Raw genomic sequence first — 17,716 nt, 5'->3', positions numbered from 1 at the left:
ACGCCCGCCCCCTTCGCCTCTGCTTCAAAGCCCGATCAGCCGCGCAGGTCGAACCGGTCCAGCTCCATGACCTTGGTCCAGGCCGCCACGAAATCCTCGACGAACTTCTTCTGGGCGTCTGCGGCGGCGTAGACCTCGGCCAAGGCGCGCAGCACGGCGTTCGAGCCGAACACCAGATCCACGCGCGTCCCGGTCCAGCGCAGGGCGCCGGTCTGGCGGTCGCGGCCTTCGAAGACGTCGCGCGCCGCGCTGGTCGGGGTCCACTTCACCCCCATGTCCAGCAGATTGACGAAGACGTCGTTGGTCAGGACGCCGGGCCGTTCGGTCAGCACCCCGTGGGTCGAGCCGCGCACATTGATGTTGATGGCGCGCAAGCCCCCGATCAGCACCGTCATCTCCGGCGCCGTCAGGGTCAGCCGCTGGGCCTGGTCGATCAGCAGGGCCTCGGCCGGGACGCTGTAGCGGGCCTTCTGATAGTTGCGGAAGCCGTCGGCGACCGGCTCCAGATAGGCGAAGGATTCGACGTCCGTCTGGTCCTGGCCGGCGTCGGTCCGACCGGGATTGAAGGGCACGGTCGTCTCATGGCCGGCCGCCCTGGCCGCCGCCTCGATCCCGGCGTTTCCGGCCAGGACGATCAGATCGGCCAACGAGACCTTCTTGCCGCCGACCTGGGCCTGGTTGAAGGCGGACTGGACGCCCTCCAGGGTCTTCAGGACGCGGTCGAGCTGTTCAGGCTGGTTGACGTCCCAGTCCTTCTGCGGGGCCAGGCGGATGCGGGCGCCGTTGGCGCCGCCGCGCTTGTCCCCGCCGCGGAAGGTCGAGGCCGAGGCCCAGGCGACGCCGACCAGTTCGGACACGCTCAGCCCCGTGGCGAGGATCTGGGCCTTCAGGACGGCCGCGTCGGCGGCGTCGATCAGCGGATGGTCGACGGCCGGAACCGGGTCCTGCCAGACCAGCTCCTCCTTGGGGACTTCCGGCCCGATATAGCGCGAGCGCGGGCCCAGATCCCGGTGGGTCAGTTTGAACCAGGCCCGGGCGAAGGCGTCGGCGAAGGCCTGGGGGTTGTTCAGGAAGCGCCGCGAAATCTTCTCATAGTCCGGGTCGAACCGCAGCGACAGGTCCGTGGTCAGCATGGTCGGGCGACGCATCTTGGTCGGATCATGGGCGTCGGGGATGATGAAGCCCGCATCCTTGGCCACCCACTGGTGGGCGCCGGCCGGCGACTTCTCCAGCTCCCATTCGAAGGCGAACAGGTTTTCGAAGAAGAAGTTGCTCCACTGAGCCGGGGTCTGGGTCCAGGTCACTTCCAGGCCGCTGGTGATGGCGTCCCCGGCCTTGCCGCTGCCGAAGCTGGAGGTCCAGCCCAAGCCTTGCGCCTCCAGTTCGTCGGCCTCGGGTTCGCGGCCGACATGATCAGCCGGGCCGGCGCCGTGGGTCTTGCCGAAGGTGTGGCCCCCGGCGATCAGGGCCACCGTCTCCTCGTCGTTCATCGCCATCCGGGCGAAGGTGTCGCGGATGTCGCGCGCGGCGGCGACCGGATCGGGATTGCCGTCCGGTCCTTCCGGATTGACGTAGATCAGCCCCATCTGGACCGCCGCCAGCGGGTTCTCCAGGTCGCGCGTATGCTTGACCCCGTCGGCCGTGTCGTCGGCGACCAGAACCGCTTCGTCGGCCGGCTTGTCCACCCCGTGCGAGCCGCGCGCATAGCGTTCGTCGCCGCCCAGCCAGGTCGTCTCGCGACCCCAGTAGACGTCCTGATCCGGCTCCCAGGTGTCCTCGCGACCGCCGGAGAAGCCGAAGGTGCGGAAGCCCATGGTCTCCAGCGCCACATTGCCGGTCAGAATGAACAGGTCGGCCCAGGAGATGGCCTGGCCGTACTTCTGCTTGATCGGCCACAGCAGGCGGCGCGACTTGTCGATGTTGACGTTGTCCGGCCAGGAGTTCAGCGGGGCAAACCGCTGCTGGCCGCGCCCGCCGCCGCCCCGGCCGTCGCCGACGCGATAGGTGCCGGCGCTGTGCCAGGCCATGCGGATGAACTGCGGCCCGTAATGGCCGAAGTCGGCCGGCCACCAGTCCTGAGAATCCGTCATCAGGGCGCGCAGGTCGGCCTTCAGCGCCTCATAGTCCAGCTTGGCGAAGGCCTCGCGATAGTTGAACGTCTCGCCCAGGGGATTGGAGCGGGACGAATGCTGGTTCAGCAGGTCCACGCGCAGCTGGCCTGGCCACCAGTCGCGGTTTTGGACGCCGCCGCCCGCGACGGACTCCGTCGTACGGCCCGAAAAGGGGCATTTGGCTTCGGTGGTCATGCGGCGTGTCCTTCTGCTTCGAGACGGCGCCGGGCGGCGCGCCTCAATGGCCCCTGTGATGTGAGGGATATTGGACACGCGGCCGAGAATAACTCCAATCGATTGTCTTTGTATTTTGCATAGGCCGAGCCTATGTATCGCGCCATGCTCCCCACCCTGCGCCAACTCCAGTATCTGAAGCTTCTGGCCGAACACGGCAGTTTCTCCCGCGCCGCCGAGGCCGCCCACGTCAGCCAGCCCGCCCTCAGCGCCGGGGTGCAGGAGCTGGAGCGGATCCTGGGCGCACCCGTGGTCGAGCGGGCGCGCGGCGCCGTCATCATGACCGCCGTCGGCGCCGAGGCCGTGCGCCGGGCCGAGGACGTCCTGGCCCGGACCGAAGATCTGGTCGAGGCTGCCCAGAACGCCGGCCGTCCGCTGTCGGGGCGGTTCCGGCTGGGCGTCATCCCGACCGTCGCCCCCTTCCTGCTGCCCGCCAAATTACCGTCGCTGAAGACGGCCTATCCGAACCTGAAGCTCTTCATCCGCGAGGATCTGACGCCGCGTCTGATCGCCGCGCTCAAGGCGGGTCAGATCGACGCCGCCGTCATCGCCCTGCCCTATGAGGCGCCGGGGATCGAACACGCCCGGATCGGCGACGACGAGATCCTGGCCGCCGCTCCGGCCGACCATGCCCTGGCGGCCCCCGGCCCGATCCGTCCCGGTTCGCTGAAATCCCAGGACCTGATCCTGCTGGAGGACGGCCATTGCCTGCGCGACCACGCCCTGGCGGCCCTGGACATAGAGGCGCCGCGCGGCGACGACGTCTTCGCCGCCACCAGCCTGCACACCCTGATCCAGATGGTCGGCTCAGGGCTCGGCGTCTCCTTCCTGCCCAAGATGGCGGTCCAGGCCGGCCTGGCCGACACCCCGTCCGTCGTCATCCGCCCCTTCGAGAACCAGGCCGACGGCGTCCCGCCCCACCGCGAAATCGTCGTCGCCTGGCGCTCCGGCTCCAGCCGCGCGGCCGAGGCCCGGTTGCTGGCCGAGGCGCTGAAGCTGGATTGAGGGCGTCAGCTGAACAGCCGGCGGTCCCACCAGACAGGGATTTCGAGCCCGACCGTGACCTGCCCGAAATCTGGGTGGGCGGCGTTGAAGATGAAGTTGCGCTCCATCCGGGCGACGACAGACGGAACGATCAGCACGGCCGACCGCGCTTGCGCAAACCAGTCGCGGCCGAAGGCGCGGGCTGCAGCGCCGCCCGGCTCAGCCCAGCCTGGAACGAGATCGGGATTAACCACCTCGTAGGACAGGCCGACGGGCAGATCGATTTCGACATAATGCTGGCCGTTCGGCAGTTCCCCGCCAAAATGAACCAACTTCTCCAGCATGGCGGTCGAATAGTGTTCCGCAGCGTAGATCACCCGCTGACCCGCCTCATGCCACCGTCCCGACGCCAGGCGGGCGCCGCCGTCGCTCCAGATCGGGTGTTCTCCACGCGGATCGCCAATGCGATAGGCTTTCAGCGCGTCCCTCAGAACGCGAACCATCGCTAGACGGCGAAACCGGCGTCCGCGCGACGGACCAGATTGATGACAGCGTCTGCGCCGGCCGAACTGGACTGAGCCATCGTCAACGGGGTCCGACCGCCCAATAACGGATGCGGGCTGTTCAGAAACCGAGCAATGGCCGAAGTATCGCCGTGATAGATTCGGCTGACCACATCGACCACGCGTCCGACTTCATAAAGCCGCTCGCTCATTTCGCGCGACAGCGGCTTTCGGCTGGTACGGGCGCGCCGCAGGGTCGCTTCTGGGATCAGCTTGCCGACCACCTGCGGCATGCCGATGACGTGACCAAGCGCAGCGGCCGAGGTGGGCTTCAGCCCGCGCGACACCCGGTCCGCCAAGCCTACGTCGTCGAGGGCGGCGTCGTCGCTCAACCCCAACAATCGACCGATCCGCGCGGCGTCGCTGGCCGGGAGAGCCTCAGGCTGGGCGTAGATGTCGAGAACGGTCATGGGTTCAATCCATTCGTCACATGACCATGATATAGTCGTCAGATGACGAGTACGCCAGCCCGGTGTTTAATAGAAAAGGCCGGCGGATCGCTCCGCCGGCCCTTCTTGTTTCAGCGATCAGCCGCCGACTATTCAGCCGCGATCGGCGCCTCGGTTTCCGGGCCGCGGGCCAGGTTGCGCAGGACGTAGGGCATGACGCCGCCGGCCAGCAGATAGTCCATCTCGGTCTGGTTATCGATGCGGCAGCGGACCGGGAAGCGGGCCATCTTGCCGTCCGACGGGCGGAACAGCTCGACCCACAGGTCCTGACGCGGGCGCAGCTTGCCGACATTGGCGTCGGACAGGCCGCGGATGGTGACGATCTCCTCGCCGGTCAGGCCCAGCTTCTGCCAGCCGTCCTGTTTGAACTGCAGCGGCACCACGCCCATGCCGACCAGGTTCGAGCGGTGGATGCGTTCGAAGCTTTCGGCGATGACGGCGCGAACGCCCAAGAGGCGCGTGCCCTTGGCCGCCCAGTCGCGCGACGAGCCGGTGCCGTATTCCTTGCCGGCGAAGACGACCAGCGGCCGGCCTTCCGACTGATACCGCATGGCGGCGTCATAGATCGACATGGTGTCGCCCGACGGGAAGTGCTTCGTCACGCCGCCCTCGATCTCGGGCGTGATCCGGTTCTTGATGCGGATATTGGCGAAGGTGCCGCGCATCATGACTTCGTGGTTGCCGCGGCGGGCGCCGTAGCTGTTGAACTCGGCCGCCTCGACGCCGTGGTTCGTCAGATAGACGCCGGCGGGCGAGGTCTTCTTGATCGAACCGGCCGGGGAGATGTGGTCGGTGGTGATCGAGTCGCCGAAGATGGCCAGGACGCGGGCTTCGACCACGTCCTGAACCGGGGTCAGCTCCATCGACAAGCCGTCGAAATAGGGCGGGTTGGCCACATAGGTGGAGGCGTCGTCCCACTCATAGGTCTGGCCCCCCGCGACCTTGATCGCCTGCCAGTGCTTGTCGCCCTTGAACACGTCCTTGTAGCGTTTGGCGAACATGGCCGGGGTGACCGACTTGCGCTGAATGTCGGCGATTTCCTGGGTGGTGGGCCAGATGTCCTTCAGGAAGACGTCATTGCCGTTCTTGTCCTGACCGATCGGATCCTTGGTGATGTCGATCCGCATCGAGCCGGCGATGGCGTAGGCGACGACCAGAGGCGGCGAGGCCAGATAGTTGGCCTGGACGTCGGGGTTCACCCGGCCTTCGAAGTTGCGGTTGCCCGACAGGACCGAGGTGGCGACCAGGGCGTTGTCGTTGATCGCCTTGGAGATCGCCGGGTCCAGCGGGCCCGAGTTGCCGATGCAGGTGGTGCAGCCGTAGCCGACCAGGTTGAAGCCCAGGGCGTCCAGATCCTTTTGCAGGCCGGCGTCGGTCAGATAGTCGGTGACGACCTGCGAGCCGGGGGCCAGCGAAGTCTTGACCCAGGGCTTGGCCTTCAGGCCCAGGGCGTTGGCCTTGCGCGCCACCAGGCCGGCGGCGATCAGGACCGAGGGGTTGGAGGTGTTGGTGCAGGAGGTGATGGCGGCGATCACCACATCGCCGTCGCCGACGGTGAAGCCTTCACCCTCGACGGCCGCGCGCGGAGCGTCGGCGGGACGGTTGAAGACCTCGGTCAGGGCGGTCTCGAAGGCCGGGGCGGCCGTGGTCAGTTCGACGCGGTCCTGGGGACGCTTGGGGCCGGCCAGCGACGGCACGACCGTGGCCAGGTCCAGCTCCAGCACGTCGGTGAAGACCGGGTCTTCGGAGGTCTCGTCGATCCACAGGCCTTGCGCCTTGGCGTAGGCTTCGACCAGGGCGACGCGCGCCTTGTCGCGGCCCGTGGCGGTCAGATAGCCGATGGTGGCGGCCGAGACGGGGAAGAAGCCGCAGGTGGCGCCGTATTCCGGGGCCATGTTGGCGATGGTCGCCTGGTCCTCGATGGTCATGTTCGGCAGGGCGTCGCCGAAGAATTCGACGAACTTGCCGACCACGCCCTTCTTGCGCAGCATCTGGGTGACGGTGAGCACCAGGTCGGTCGCGGTCGTGCCTTCCGGCAGACGGCCGGTCAGTTTGAAGCCGATGACCTCGGGGATCAGCATCGGGATCGGCTGGCCCAGCATGGCCGCCTCGGCCTCGATGCCGCCGACGCCCCAGCCCAGGACGGCCAGGCCGTTGATCATGGTGGTGTGGCTGTCGGTGCCGACGACGGTGTCGGGATAGGCGACGGTCTTCTTGCCCTCTTCCAGGGTCCAGACGGTCTGGGCCAGGTTCTCCAGGTTCACCTGGTGGCAGATGCCGGTGCCGGGGGGCACGACGCGGAAGTTGTTGAAGGCCGACGAACCCCAGCGCAGGAAGTTGTAGCGCTCGATGTTGCGCTCATATTCGCGCTCGACGTTCTGGCCGAAGGCCTTGGGCGTGCCGAAGTGGTCGACCATGACCGAGTGGTCGATGACCAGATCGACCGGCACCAGCGGGTTGATCTTGGCGGCGTCGGCGCCCAGGGCGCTCATGGCGTCGCGCATGGCGGCCAGATCGACCACGGCGGGCACGCCCGTGAAGTCCTGCATCAGGACGCGGGCGGGGCGGAAGGCGATCTCGTGTTCGACCGCGCCCTTGTTCTCGACCCAGGCGGCGACGGCCTTCAGGTCGTCCTGGGTGACGGAGACGCCGTCCTCGTTGCGAAGCAGGTTCTCCAGCAGCACCTTCATCGAGCGCGGCAGGCGGGAAATCCCGGTCAGACCCGCTTCCTCAGCGGCCGGAAGGCTGTAATAGGCGTATTTCTTGCGCCCGACGGAAAGGTCCTGGCGGGTGTTGAAGCTGTCGATCGACGGCATGGAGAGTTTTCCTCTGGTCAGCGCCGCCCGACAATCCGGTTGCGCCTTCGCGCGGCAGACGCAGCGGCTCACAGGGCCCCTGCGCGCGCGGCGAAAGCCTGCTGCGGCAAGCGTGCCTATAGACCCGCTCGATCGCACCGTCCATGTGTCCACACCCCCGACGTGGACATTGAGAAAGGTTCTCAAAACAGCGGCCTGGCTCTCCCTCCCCCGCCGGGGGAGGGTGGACGAGCGAAGCGAGGCCGGGTGGAGAGGGCCAGGCGACACATCGCCCTGCAAACGCTTGGCATCCTCGCCGGGCCGCCCCCACCCGGTCGCTCCGCGACCACCGTCCCCCGCCGGGGGAGGGAGAAGTTCGGCGCCATGATCCACGCCCTCACCCTCTCCGGCCTGACCGTCTCACGCGGCGAGCGTCGCCTGTTCTCGGACCTGAGCCTTGATCTGCGCGCCGGAGAGGCCGTGGCGCTGACCGGCGCCAACGGGGCGGGCAAGACCAGTCTGCTGCGGACCGTCGCCGGCCTGCTGCGCCCCGACGCGGGCGAGATCGCCTTTCACGACGGCGACGGCAATCGGCTGGACGACCATCTGGCGCGCGGGCGCGAAGTGCATTTCCTCGGCCACCAGGACGGACTGAAGACCGGGCGCACAGCGCGCCGGGAGCTGGGCTTCCAGTGCGACTGGCTGGGCCACACCCAGACCGGCTTCGATCACGCCGTCGAGGCGTTCGGCCTTGAGCCCCTGCTGGACCTCGAAGTCCGCCGCCTGTCGGCCGGCCAGCGCCGTCGTCTGGCCATGGGCCGGCTGATCGGATCGCCCCGCGCCCTGTGGCTGCTGGACGAGCCCATGGCCCCGCTGGACGCCCGCTGGCGCGCCGTCTTCGCCGACCAGATGCGCCGTCACCTCGACGCCGACGGCCTGATCCTCGCCGCCGTCCACGACCCCCTGCCCATCCCGGCCCGCACCCTGGACCTGGGAGGTCTGGCGTGAGCCGGCCGGTGGACGCCGAACCCCGCCCGCCCGGCCTGCGGGGCGCGACGCGCGTCTTGCTGGAACGGGAGCTGGACCTGGCCTGGAGCGGCGGGGGCGGCCCGCTTCTGGCCTGCGGCTTCTTCGCCTGCCTGACCGCCGTCCTGCCCCTGGCGGCGGGGGGCGATCCGCGCACGCTTTCGCCGGTGGCCGGCGGGATCGCCTGGCTGGCCCTGGCGCTCGCCTCGCTTCTGTCTCTGGAGCGGCTGTTCGAACGGGACCTGGAGGACGGGGCGCTGGACCTGTTGGCGATCGGCCATCTGCCGCTGGAATCGGTGGTTCTGATCAAGGCCCTGGCCCAGTGGATCGCCGTCGGCCTGCCCCTGGCCCTGACCGCGCCGGTCGCCGCCCTGGCCCTGGGCCTGCCGGTTTCGCTGGCGCCCCTGGCCGCCCTGTCGGCCCTGATCGGCGGGGCGGGCTTCGCCTTGACCGGCGCCCTGGGCGCCGCCCTGGCCCTGGGCGCCAAGCGGGGCGGCCTGCTGATCGCCGTCGTGGTGCTGCCCCTGTTCATCCCGCCCGTCGTCTTCGGCGCCGGCGCGCTGGAGCGGGCGGCGTCCGGCCAGTCGCCCGCCCCGGCCCTGGCCTTCCTCACCGCCTACGTCCTCTTCGCCGGGGTCGTCGCCGCCTTCGCCGGGGCGGCGGCGGTCAGGAACGCCCAAGGCTAGAGCATGATCGTTTCGGACGGAACCGCTTCGCGGTTCCGACAGAAGCGTGAATCATGCTCTCGCTTTAATCTGGAGCCTGATTCACCGTTCAGCGGAACCGCGAAGCGGTTCCTCCTCAACGGATCAGGCTCTAGAGGACGCCGTGACACGCCGCTTGCCCGCCGCCGTCCCGCCGCGTAATCGCTGACACCATGTTCGGCCTGTCCAATCCGCAGCGGTTCATGCGCTTCACCGGCCCGCTGACGCCGGTGCTGTGGACGGCCGCCGCCGTCCTGCTGGCGGTCGGAACCTGGCTCAGCTTCACCGTCCCCGCCGACTATCAGCAGGGCGACACGGTGCGGATCATGTTCGTCCATGTGCCCGCCGCCAGCCTGGGCCTGGGGGCCTATGCGGCGCTCGGGATCTCCAGCTTCTTCGCCCTGGTCTTCCGCCACGCCTTGGCCGACGCCGCCGCCCGGGCCGCCGCCCTGCCCGGCGCCGCCTTCACGGCCCTGGCCCTGTTCACCGGCTCGCTGTGGGGCCAGCCCATGTGGGGAACCTGGTGGGTCTGGGACGCGCGCCTGACCAGCGTCCTGGTGCTTTTTCTCTTCTACCTCGGCTATATGGCGCTTCGGGCCTCGATCGACGACGAGCAGAAGGGCGCCCGCGCCGCCGCCGTCCTGGGCCTGGTCGGGCTGATCAACCTGCCGATCGTCAAATTCTCGGTCGACTGGTGGAACACCCTGCATCAGCCGGCCAGCTTCCTGACGCCGGGTGCCTCGGGCCTGGACCCGGCCTATCTGCCCGCCTTCCTGACCATGCTGGCGGCCTATGGGGTGTTGTTCGCGGCCCTGTGGCTGACGGCGATCCGCACCGAAATCCGCCGCCGCCGCGTCCTGTCCCTGCGCGCGCGAAAGGCGCTGGAGGCCTAAGATGCTCGACCTCGACATGAGCCCCTACGCCGCCTTCGTCTGGCCCGCCTGGGGCGTCAGCGCCCTGGTCCTGGCCGCCCTGACGGTCCGCGCCGTGATCGCCTCGCGCAAATGGAAGCGGGAACTCGAGCGTCTGGAAAAAGACCAGAGCGCGACATCAGACGCGGCTGTCTCCCTGCGTCCTCAAGCAGCGCAAAGCGCGATAGGGCCCTTAAAATGAACCGCTGGCTGGCCCTGCTGCCGCTCGTCGTGGCGGTCGCCCTGTTCGCCCTGTTCGCCGGCTGGTCGCTGAAGCGCGACCCGGCCTTCAAGCCCGACGCCATGGTCGGCCAGCCCATCCCCGAGACCGTCCTGCCCATGCTGGAGGGCGACACGGCCGGGCCGGGCAATCTGGACCTGAAGACCGCCGGGGTGGGACGGCCCATGCTGGTCAATGTCTTCGCCTCCTGGTGCGCCCCCTGCCGGATCGAACACCCCAAGCTTCTGGCCCTGAAGGCGCGCGGGATCGCCGTCGTCGGCGTGGCCTATAAGGACGAGCCGGTCGCCACCCGCGCCTTCCTGGACGAGCTGGGCGATCCCTATGCGATGGTCCTGGTCGATCGCGAGGGGCGGGCCGGGCTGGACCTGGGCATATCCGGCGTGCCCGAGACCTTCGCCGTGGACGCCATGGGCCGGATCACCGCCAAACAGTCCGGCCCCCTGCTGAACGACGCCGACATCGAGCGGCTGGTCGCCTCGATGCAGGCCCCAGGCCGGTCCCCGCCTTCGAAAAACAGTCGTTAGGCCGGGATTAACCTTCTTTCCTGAGATCTTGTTAACGATTGTCGCCCCGCGATGCGTTAACGGTTGGCTATGAGCGCGATTCGTCCAGGTTTGCCCCAGACCCTTCCGCCGTCCGGCGGCGAGACCTCGTCGGCGCGCAACGCCCAGGCCGCCTTCTTCCGCGCGGCCCTGAACCAGGTCCAGACCAATCCGATCCAGGCTGCTCCGATCCAGCCTCAGACGCCCGCCGCAAGCCCGACGCGGCCGACCCCGCCCTCGCCGTCGACCGACGGACAGCCGCCCCGGATCATGCGTCCGGGGACCTATCTCGACATCAAGGTCTGATCAGCTCCAGCCCTTGCCGGCGATATATTGCTGCAGCAGGTCGATCCGGGTCGCGTCCGACGGGTGGGTCGAGGCGAACTGCGGAATGCTGGCCTGACGCTGGGCCGCCATCAGCCGCCACAGGGCCACGGCCTGGGACGGGCGGAAACCGGCGGCCTGCATATAGTCCACGCCCAGCCGGTCGGCCTCCAGCTCGTCGCGCCGTGAATAGGGCAGCAGCAGACCGTACTGGGCCGCCAGACCGCCATAGGCGTTGACCGCGTCGCCGTAACGCCCCGCCGCCCCGCCGACGGCCGCCAGGCCGATGGAGGTCGCCGCCTGGCTCGACGCCCGCTCGGCGGCGTGGTTGGCGACGACATGGCCGATCTCATGGCCGATCACGGTCGCCAACTGGTCGTCGTTCTGGACCAGGGCCAGCAGGCTGTCGGTCACGCCGATCTGGCCGGACGGCAGGACGAAGGCGTTCGGGCTCTTCTCGCTGAAGACGGCGTAGTCCCAGCTGCGCCCGCCCAGGCCCGCCGCCTGAACCAGGCGGTCCCCGACGCGGCGGATGCGGTCCACCTGGGCGCCCGTGGTCTGGACGCCCGGCTTGCTGATCGCTTCGCGCCAGGCGGCGGTCGACTGCTGGGCCAGAGCGGCGTTGTCGACCAGAAGCAGCTGGTTGCGACCGAGCGCCTCATTATAGGCGCAGGCCGACAGGGCCGAGGCCGCGACGGCGGCGGCCAGCAGACGGACAGGAAGACGGGAGGCGGGGCGGCGAAGGGCGATCATGGAGGCGACCTCTTTGGCTCGAACGGGGAAACAGCCAAGCAAATCCCGCAGCTCCCGTCGAGGTTCCCGCCAAGCTGCCCCTCAGTCCCTGGGCGTCGCGCCCAGCAGGGTGCGACACGCCTCGGCTTCCGCCGCCAGGGCCGCCCGTTTCGCCTCGCCGAACCCGTCCAGGGTCCGATAGGGCATGGCCAGCCGCACATTGTCCCTCAGCCGCCCCCGATTGCGCTCCAGAAAGCCCCAGTACAGCCGGTTGAACGGGCAGGCCGCGTCGCCGCTCTTGCTCTTCACATCATAGCGACAGCCGCCGCAGTAATCGCTCATCCGGTCGATATAGGCCCCCGAAGCCGCATAGGGCTTCGACCCCACGATCCCGCCGTCCGCGAACAGGGCCATGCCCCGCGTATTGGGCATCTCCACCCACTCATAGGCGTCGGCGTAGACGGCCATATACCAGTCGTCGACCGCATCCGGATGCACGCCCAGCAGCAGGGCCAGGTTGCCCGTCACCATCAGCCGCTGGATATGGTGGGCGTAGGCGTTCTCCCGCGTCGTCCTCACCACATCGGCCACGCAGGCCATGTCGGTTTCGCCCGACCAGTAGAACCAGGGCAGATTCCGGTCCGCGTCCAGGAAGTTCCTTGCCCGATATTCCGGCGCCTTCAGCCAGTAGATTCCGCGCACGAACTCCCGCCAGCCCAGGATCTGGCGGATAAAGCCCTCGGCCGCGTTCAACGGCGCCCGTCCGGCGCGATAGACCGCCTCGGCCCGGCGGCAGACGTCCATCGGATCAAGCAGGCCCAGGTTCAACGACGTCGAGATCAGCCCGTGCCACATCCACGGCTGATCCTCCGCCATGGCGTCCTGCCAGTCGCCGAAGCCGGACAGGATGTTCGCCAGGAAATCCTCCAGAACCGTCTCGGCCTCCTCGGCCGTCGTCGGCCAGCCGAAATCGTGCAGGGCGCCGAAATGATCGGGAAACAGGCAGGCGACGTCCGCCATGGCCGCCTGTGTTATCGCGTTGGGCGTGATGCGCAGGCGTTTGGGCGGCCTCACCCCGCGCGGCAACTTCTTGCGGTTCTCGGCGTCATAGTTCCAGCGCCCGCCCTCCGGCTGATCGCCGTCCATCAGCAGACCGGTCGCGCGGCGCATCTCGCGATAGAAGAACTCCATCCGCAGCTGCGACTTGCCCGAGGCCCAGCGTCGGAACCGGTCGTGTGAGCACAGGAACCGCCGGTCCTCGCGGATCTCCACGGGCAGGCCCGCCCCTTCGGCGAAGGCCGCCAGATGTTCGGCCAGGCGCCATTCCCCGCATTCGGTCAGGACGGCGCGGTCATAGACGCCCGCATCCAGGGCCCGCGCCAGTTCGCCGGTGATCGAGCCGCTGTTGTCCGGATCGTCGATCGCCACATAGCGCACCCGCACGCCCCGAGCCCTCAGCCGTTCGGCGTGGTTCCGCATGGCGGCGAAGACCAGGGCGATCTTCTGTTTGTGATGGCGGACATAGGTCGCCTCGTCGCGCACCTCGGCCATCAGCACCGTGTCGGCGGCGGGATCCAGCCCCTCCAGGGCGGTCAGCCTGTCCGACAGTTGATCGCCCAGCACCAGTCTCAGAACCGCCACGCCTCAACCTGCCCTTCGCGCCAGGGCCTGAAGCCGGGGCCGCACCTTCAGAAACAGGCGATAGGCCGCCTCCAGCCCCGCCAGCACAATCGGCGACCGCGCCGCGAGGCCCAGCGGCCGCAGCAGGGGAATGGCCCGCCACATGGCCGCAAAGGCCGCCGCCCCCGACAGGATCCGCCCGTCCTCGCGTGCATGAAACCGGGCCAGCAAGGTTTCGCGATCCAGCGGGCAGGCGACATCCCCGTCGCCCGCCACATCGACGAATTCGATGACGCCGCGGCGATCCAGCCGTCGCATCAGGACGATCTCGCGGCGGCACAGGGGACAGGCCCCGTCGTGCCAGACGACCAGCCGGCTCATCGGCTTGGTTCAGAACAGGGCGCGGGGCGGGCTGAACGTCGGATCATCGGGGAGGAGAGCTTCCGGAGGGCGCGGCGCGCGGTGATCGTGATATACGAACCGGCGCCGGGGATCGGATTTGCCTCCCCGCACAGACGCCGGATCGAGATGGACACGAACGCCCCCGCCCGCCTTCCCTCCCTCGCCCGCCAGCTGGGCTTCTCGGGCCTGCTGCCCCAGGCGGCGGCGGTCGCCCTGCTGGTCGGCGGCGGGGCCGAATTGCGCCCCCTGGCCCTGGGTCTGGCCTTTGGTTACGCCGCCCTGATCTTCAGCTTCCTGGGCGGGGTCTGGTGGGGACTGGCGGCGGCCGCGCGCGGCAAGGCCCCCGCCTGTGTCTGGGGCGTGGCGGTGCTTCCGTCGCTGCTGGCCCTGGCTGCGGCCTGGCCCCTCGCGGCGGGCGAGAGCGATCTCCGACTGTCGCTGGGCCTGCTGGGCGGCTTCATCGCCCTCAGCGTCCTGGTCGATGTCCGGCTGAAGGCCTTAGGCCTGACGCCCGAGGGCTGGCTGGGGCTGCGGCTACCCTTGTCTCTAGGCCTCGGCGCCCTGACGCTGGCGGCCGCCCTGCTCTGAGACATCGTTGGGTTTCAGGCAAAAAATCGGGGCCTGCCGAGAACGACAGGCCCCTGATTTTGCATCCCGACATGGAGCGGGCGAGGCGATTCGAACGCCCGACCCCAACCTTGGCAATGTTGGGGATCAGCATTTCCGGGCTTTTCAGGGCGCTCCAAAATGCGCTCTTACTAACTGTTTTTCATAGGTTTTTACGTTCATCCGATTGCGGAGCGTTTCGGCCGGTTTCGTTTGAGTTGGTAGCGGAGTGGTAGCGGTGGCTCGGAAATGAGCGTATATTTCTATCACCATGACGAAGCAAAAACTCACCAAGCGCGTGGTTGAGAGCGCGCCCGTTCCGGAGACCGGCGAGGGTCGAATCTGGGATAGCGAGATCGCTGGCTTCTGCCTTCGTATCTATCCCGGAACCGAGACCCGACAGGGTCATGCCGCCAAGCCGGTCCGAAAAATCTTCGCCATCAAGTACCGGGTCCGCGGGATCCAGCGCTGGCTGACGCTCGGCGAGCATGGAGACGGGCCGGACAAGCTCACGGCGGATCGGGCTCGCAGGGAGGCGGCGTCGGTCGTGGTCGATGCCCGGCGCGGCATCGATCCCGGCGAAGCCCGCAGGCGCATCGAGGGGCTCACCGTCAAAGGCCTGGTCGAGCTTTATCTGGAGAAGGGGCCGAACGACAAACCGACCAAACGGGACTCGTCGTGGGCCATGGATCGGACCAACCTCGAGCGCCATGTCGTCCCCCTGCTTGGGAAGATGGCTCTTGATACGGTCACTCGGGACCACATCACCGGGATGATCCGATCGATCTCGGCCGGGAAGACGGCCAAGGATGTGAAGACCAAATTTCGAGGTCGTTCCATCGTGAAGGGTGGCGCCGGGATCGCTGACCGGACCTATTCCACCCTGCGGGCGACCTTCAACTGGGCGATCGACAAGGGGCATTTCGCCGGGCCGAACCCCTGCGCCAAGGTCGAGCGCAAGCTCCGGCCGGCGGTCGAACGCTTTCTGTCAGAGGCCCAGGCCCAAGACCTGATCGCCGCCCTCGACGCCCTGGAAGCGGATGCGACGATTTCGGAGCGGCAGGGCGCGGTCTATCGCCTTCTTCTGCTGACCGGCGCGCGGCGCAACGAGATCGCTGGCCTGCGCTGGACGGAGGTCGACTTCGACCGGCGCCGGCTCGTCCTGCCGCCGAGCCGCACGAAGGCCGGCGGCCGCACCGGCGATCGGCGGATTTCTCTGAACGACCTAGCGTATGGAATCCTGCAGCGTCTCTACAAGACCCGCGGTCGAAGCCAGTTTGTCTTCCCGGCCACCAAGGGCGACAACGGATATGCGACGTCCGAATCCAAGATCTGGCGCGACAAGGTGCTGCCCAAGGCCAAGCTGGAAGGGGTGCGCATTCATGACCTGCGCCACAGTTTCGCGAGTTTCGCCCTGGCCGACGGGGCCAGTCTGCCCATGATCGGCAAGGCGCTCGGACATGCCAACAGTCGCGCCACGGAACGGTATGCGCATCTGAGCGACGATCCGGTTCGGGCGCTTGCGGAGCGGATTGGTGAGCGCTTCAGCCCCAAGGCTTGAACCTCGGCCGACGCGCTGGATTCCTTCGATTCAATGCTTTAGTTTGACTTTATGGATATGAAGACACTGTGAGTGTCTTGATATGCTTTTTCCCAAACCTGTAAGTTTGACAATATTCATATTAGGACACTAATAGTGTCCAAATGCCAGGAAAGCTAAACAAACTCGAGCGCATTCTGCCGGAAGGCCTTCTGGTCGATTCCGGCTGGATGAACGAGAACGGCTATCCCAATTCTCTCCGTGCCAAATACGTCGCGTCGGGACGCCTGGAACGGACGGCGCGGCGGGTCTATCGCCGTCCACGCGGAACCCTCGACTGGCCGACAGCCGTCCTCTCGCTCCAGGCCCTCCTCGACTATTCCATTGTGATCGGAGGCCGCACCGCGCTCGAGTTGCAGGGCTATGCCCACTACCTTCCTGCCGCCCGCAAGGAAGTTCATCTCTATGGCGACGAGACCCCGCCGACCTGGCTCGCCGACCTGCCGTTGGACGTAGAGTTCAAATATCACCCGTCCCAAAGGCTCTTCCGGAACGCCCGATACTTCGAGGTCGCCCGGCTCCGAGACGACTCCGGCGAAACCGGCCTCCTGGCGGACTGGGCCCGCACCGCGGTGGTCGACACACCGCTGGGCCACTGGCAATGGCCCTTGCGCCAGTCGACGCCCGAGCGCGCCATCCTCGAGCTTCTGGACGAACTGCCGGATCATGAGAGCTTCGACCAGGCGGACCAGTTGATGGGCGCCCTGGCCACCCTCAGCCCGCGACGGCTCCAGCGTCTGCTTGAGGATTGCGTGAGCGTGAAGGTCAAACGCCTCTTCTTCTATTTCGCCGACCGGCACGGTCACGCTTGGCTCAAGGCCCTCGATCGCAACACGATCGATCTGGGCAGCGGCAACCGTGTGCTTGTCAGGAGCGGCCGCCTCGACCCGACCTACAGGATCACCGTGCCGAGGTCGCTCGATGCCGGTCAATGACGTCTACGCCCGACAGGTCCGCCTTCTCGTCCGCACCCTTCCGCTCGTGTTCCAGGAACCCTGCTTCGCCCTTAAGGGCGGCACGGCGATCAATCTGTTCGTCCGCGATCTGCCGCGTCTGTCGGTGGACATCGACCTGACCTATCTCCCCGTCGAGGATCGTGATGCGTCTCTCGCCGCGATCGATGCGGCCCTGCGGCGGATCGCCGACGCGATCGAACAGGCCCTGCCGGGGTCTGTCGTTGTCCGCGGCAAAGGCGGAGCTCAGGCGGTGATAGACAAACTGCTTGTTCGGGCCGACGGGGCAGTGATCAAGGTCGAGGTGACGCCCGTCCTGCGCGGCGTGGTGTTCGAGCCCGAGGTCAGGCCGGTTTCAGGGGCGGTGGAAGAGCGCTTCGGCTATGCCGAGGCCCGGATGGTCTCCCACGCGGATCTCTACGCCGGCAAGATCATGGCGGCGCTGGACCGCCAGCATCCCCGCGACCTGTTCGATGTCCGCGATCTTCTGGCCAATGAGGGAATCACCCCGGAGCTCAGACAGGCCTTCGTGATCTATCTGGCCAGCCACCACCGGCCCATGGCCGAGGTGCTCCGCGCCCATCCCAAGGACCTGGCCCAGGAGTTTGAACGCGGGTTCGACGGGATGACCGAAGACCCGGTGGACCCGGAGGATCTTATCGCCGCACGCACGGCTCTGATCACCGCCGTTGTGGATGACATGCCCGAGGCGCACCGCACCTTCCTGATCGGGTTCAAGGCCGGCGCGCCCGACTGGGACCTGATCGGCCTGCCCGAAGCCGCCCGACTTCCCGCCGTGCGCTGGAAACAGTTCAACCTCGACAGACTGGAGCCGGCACGCCGCGCCGATATGGTGGACCGACTTCGACAGACCTGGCCTTCGCCCCCCGGCTGAAAATCCCCGAGCCGGCTCAGCCGA

At 67.8% G+C, this 17,716-nt stretch carries 18 protein-coding genes; 11 read left to right on the top strand and 7 right to left on the bottom strand.

Annotated features, from left to right (window positions below; all coding sequences use genetic code 11):
* Positions 1-35 precede the first annotated feature (35 nt).
* On the bottom strand, positions 36-2,306 hold the full coding sequence (katG, locus tag ACW178_RS04450) for a catalase/peroxidase HPI (protein WP_492024904.1): 2,271 nt from the start codon (positions 2,304-2,306) through the stop codon (positions 36-38).
* Between the two features lie 144 nt (positions 2,307-2,450).
* Here katG and ACW178_RS04445 point away from each other — a divergent pair, with 144 nt between their 5' ends.
* On the top strand, positions 2,451-3,350 hold the full coding sequence (locus ACW178_RS04445; RefSeq protein ID WP_191555127.1) for a hydrogen peroxide-inducible genes activator: 900 nt from the start codon (positions 2,451-2,453) through the stop codon (positions 3,348-3,350).
* Positions 3,351-3,355: 5 nt separating this feature from the next.
* Here ACW178_RS04445 and ACW178_RS04440 read toward each other — a convergent pair whose 3' ends face one another.
* The 3 genes from ACW178_RS04440 to acnA all read right to left on the bottom strand — a co-directional run bounded on the left by ACW178_RS04440 (position 3,356) and on the right by acnA (position 7,157).
* The gene (locus ACW178_RS04440) at positions 3,356-3,832 is read right to left on the bottom strand and encodes an RES family NAD+ phosphorylase (RefSeq protein WP_191557912.1); all 477 of its coding nucleotides are present in this window, start codon (positions 3,830-3,832) and stop codon (positions 3,356-3,358) included.
* A gap of 2 nt (positions 3,833-3,834) precedes the next feature.
* The gene (locus ACW178_RS04435; RefSeq protein ID WP_191557911.1) at positions 3,835-4,302 is read right to left on the bottom strand and encodes an antitoxin Xre/MbcA/ParS toxin-binding domain-containing protein; all 468 of its coding nucleotides are present in this window, start codon (positions 4,300-4,302) and stop codon (positions 3,835-3,837) included.
* Between the two features lie 128 nt (positions 4,303-4,430).
* Positions 4,431-7,157, bottom strand: a complete 2,727-nt coding sequence (gene acnA, locus ACW178_RS04430) for an aconitate hydratase AcnA (protein WP_191557910.1) — start codon at positions 7,155-7,157, stop codon at positions 4,431-4,433.
* Positions 7,158-7,520: 363 nt separating this feature from the next.
* Here acnA and ccmA point away from each other — a divergent pair, with 363 nt between their 5' ends.
* The 6 genes from ccmA (at position 7,521) to ACW178_RS04400 (ending at position 10,866) form a co-directional block, all read left to right on the top strand.
* A complete protein-coding gene (ccmA, locus tag ACW178_RS04425; RefSeq protein ID WP_191557909.1) occupies positions 7,521-8,144 on the top strand; it encodes a heme ABC exporter ATP-binding protein CcmA in 624 nt (207 codons plus the stop codon).
* Positions 8,141-8,848 carry a heme exporter protein CcmB gene (gene ccmB / locus ACW178_RS04420; RefSeq protein ID WP_191557908.1) on the top strand — a complete coding sequence of 236 codons (708 nt, stop codon included), beginning with the start codon at positions 8,141-8,143 and terminating at the stop codon, positions 8,846-8,848. Before ccmA ends, ccmB begins: the two co-directional genes overlap by 4 nt.
* Positions 8,849-9,039: 191 nt before the next feature.
* Positions 9,040-9,759 carry a heme ABC transporter permease gene (locus tag ACW178_RS04415; protein WP_287106378.1) on the top strand — a complete coding sequence of 240 codons (720 nt, stop codon included), beginning with the start codon at positions 9,040-9,042 and terminating at the stop codon, positions 9,757-9,759.
* 1 nt (position 9,760) lies between these two features.
* A complete protein-coding gene (ccmD, locus tag ACW178_RS04410) occupies positions 9,761-9,979 on the top strand; it encodes a heme exporter protein CcmD (protein WP_492024903.1) in 219 nt (72 codons plus the stop codon).
* Positions 9,976-10,542: a DsbE family thiol:disulfide interchange protein gene (locus ACW178_RS04405; protein ID WP_287106231.1), complete on the top strand. Its 567-nt coding sequence runs from the start codon at positions 9,976-9,978 to the stop codon at positions 10,540-10,542. The genes ccmD and ACW178_RS04405 overlap by 4 nt, the downstream gene beginning before the upstream one ends.
* Before the next feature lie 69 nt (positions 10,543-10,611).
* A complete protein-coding gene (locus ACW178_RS04400) occupies positions 10,612-10,866 on the top strand; it encodes a hypothetical protein (protein WP_054764625.1) in 255 nt (84 codons plus the stop codon).
* On the opposite strand, the gene ACW178_RS04395 is transcribed toward ACW178_RS04400, so the two are convergent.
* The 3 genes from ACW178_RS04395 to ACW178_RS04385 form a co-directional block, all read right to left on the bottom strand.
* Positions 10,867-11,637 carry a M48 family metallopeptidase gene (locus ACW178_RS04395; RefSeq protein ID WP_287106233.1) on the bottom strand — a complete coding sequence of 257 codons (771 nt, stop codon included), beginning with the start codon at positions 11,635-11,637 and terminating at the stop codon, positions 10,867-10,869.
* An 81-nt stretch (positions 11,638-11,718) separates the two neighbouring features.
* Positions 11,719-13,257 (bottom strand): cryptochrome/photolyase family protein, encoded by a 1,539-nt coding sequence (locus ACW178_RS04390; protein ID WP_287106235.1) that lies wholly within the window; start codon positions 13,255-13,257, stop codon positions 11,719-11,721.
* Positions 13,258-13,260: 3 nt separating this feature from the next.
* Positions 13,261-13,617 (bottom strand): thiol-disulfide oxidoreductase DCC family protein, encoded by a 357-nt coding sequence (locus ACW178_RS04385; RefSeq protein ID WP_054764622.1) that lies wholly within the window; start codon positions 13,615-13,617, stop codon positions 13,261-13,263.
* Positions 13,618-13,764: 147 nt separating this feature from the next.
* Here ACW178_RS04385 and ACW178_RS04380 point away from each other — a divergent pair, with 147 nt between their 5' ends.
* The 4 genes from ACW178_RS04380 to ACW178_RS04365 all read left to right on the top strand — a co-directional run bounded on the left by ACW178_RS04380 (position 13,765) and on the right by ACW178_RS04365 (position 17,692).
* Complete coding sequence (locus tag ACW178_RS04380) at positions 13,765-14,226, top strand: DUF3429 family protein (protein WP_492024902.1); 462 nt, start codon at positions 13,765-13,767, stop codon at positions 14,224-14,226.
* A 289-nt stretch (positions 14,227-14,515) separates the two neighbouring features.
* Positions 14,516-15,805 carry a tyrosine-type recombinase/integrase gene (locus ACW178_RS04375; protein WP_492024901.1) on the top strand — a complete coding sequence of 430 codons (1,290 nt, stop codon included), beginning with the start codon at positions 14,516-14,518 and terminating at the stop codon, positions 15,803-15,805.
* A gap of 143 nt (positions 15,806-15,948) precedes the next feature.
* Complete coding sequence (locus tag ACW178_RS04370; protein WP_492024900.1) at positions 15,949-16,779, top strand: type IV toxin-antitoxin system AbiEi family antitoxin domain-containing protein; 831 nt, start codon at positions 15,949-15,951, stop codon at positions 16,777-16,779.
* On the top strand, positions 16,766-17,692 hold the full coding sequence (locus ACW178_RS04365; protein WP_287103388.1) for a nucleotidyl transferase AbiEii/AbiGii toxin family protein: 927 nt from the start codon (positions 16,766-16,768) through the stop codon (positions 17,690-17,692). Before ACW178_RS04370 ends, ACW178_RS04365 begins: the two co-directional genes overlap by 14 nt.
* The last annotated feature ends 24 nt before the right edge of the window (positions 17,693-17,716 follow it).

The sequence above is a fragment of the Brevundimonas sp. AVps4 genome (assembly GCF_058681525.1).
This window is presented reverse-complemented; position numbering and strand designations above follow the sequence as displayed.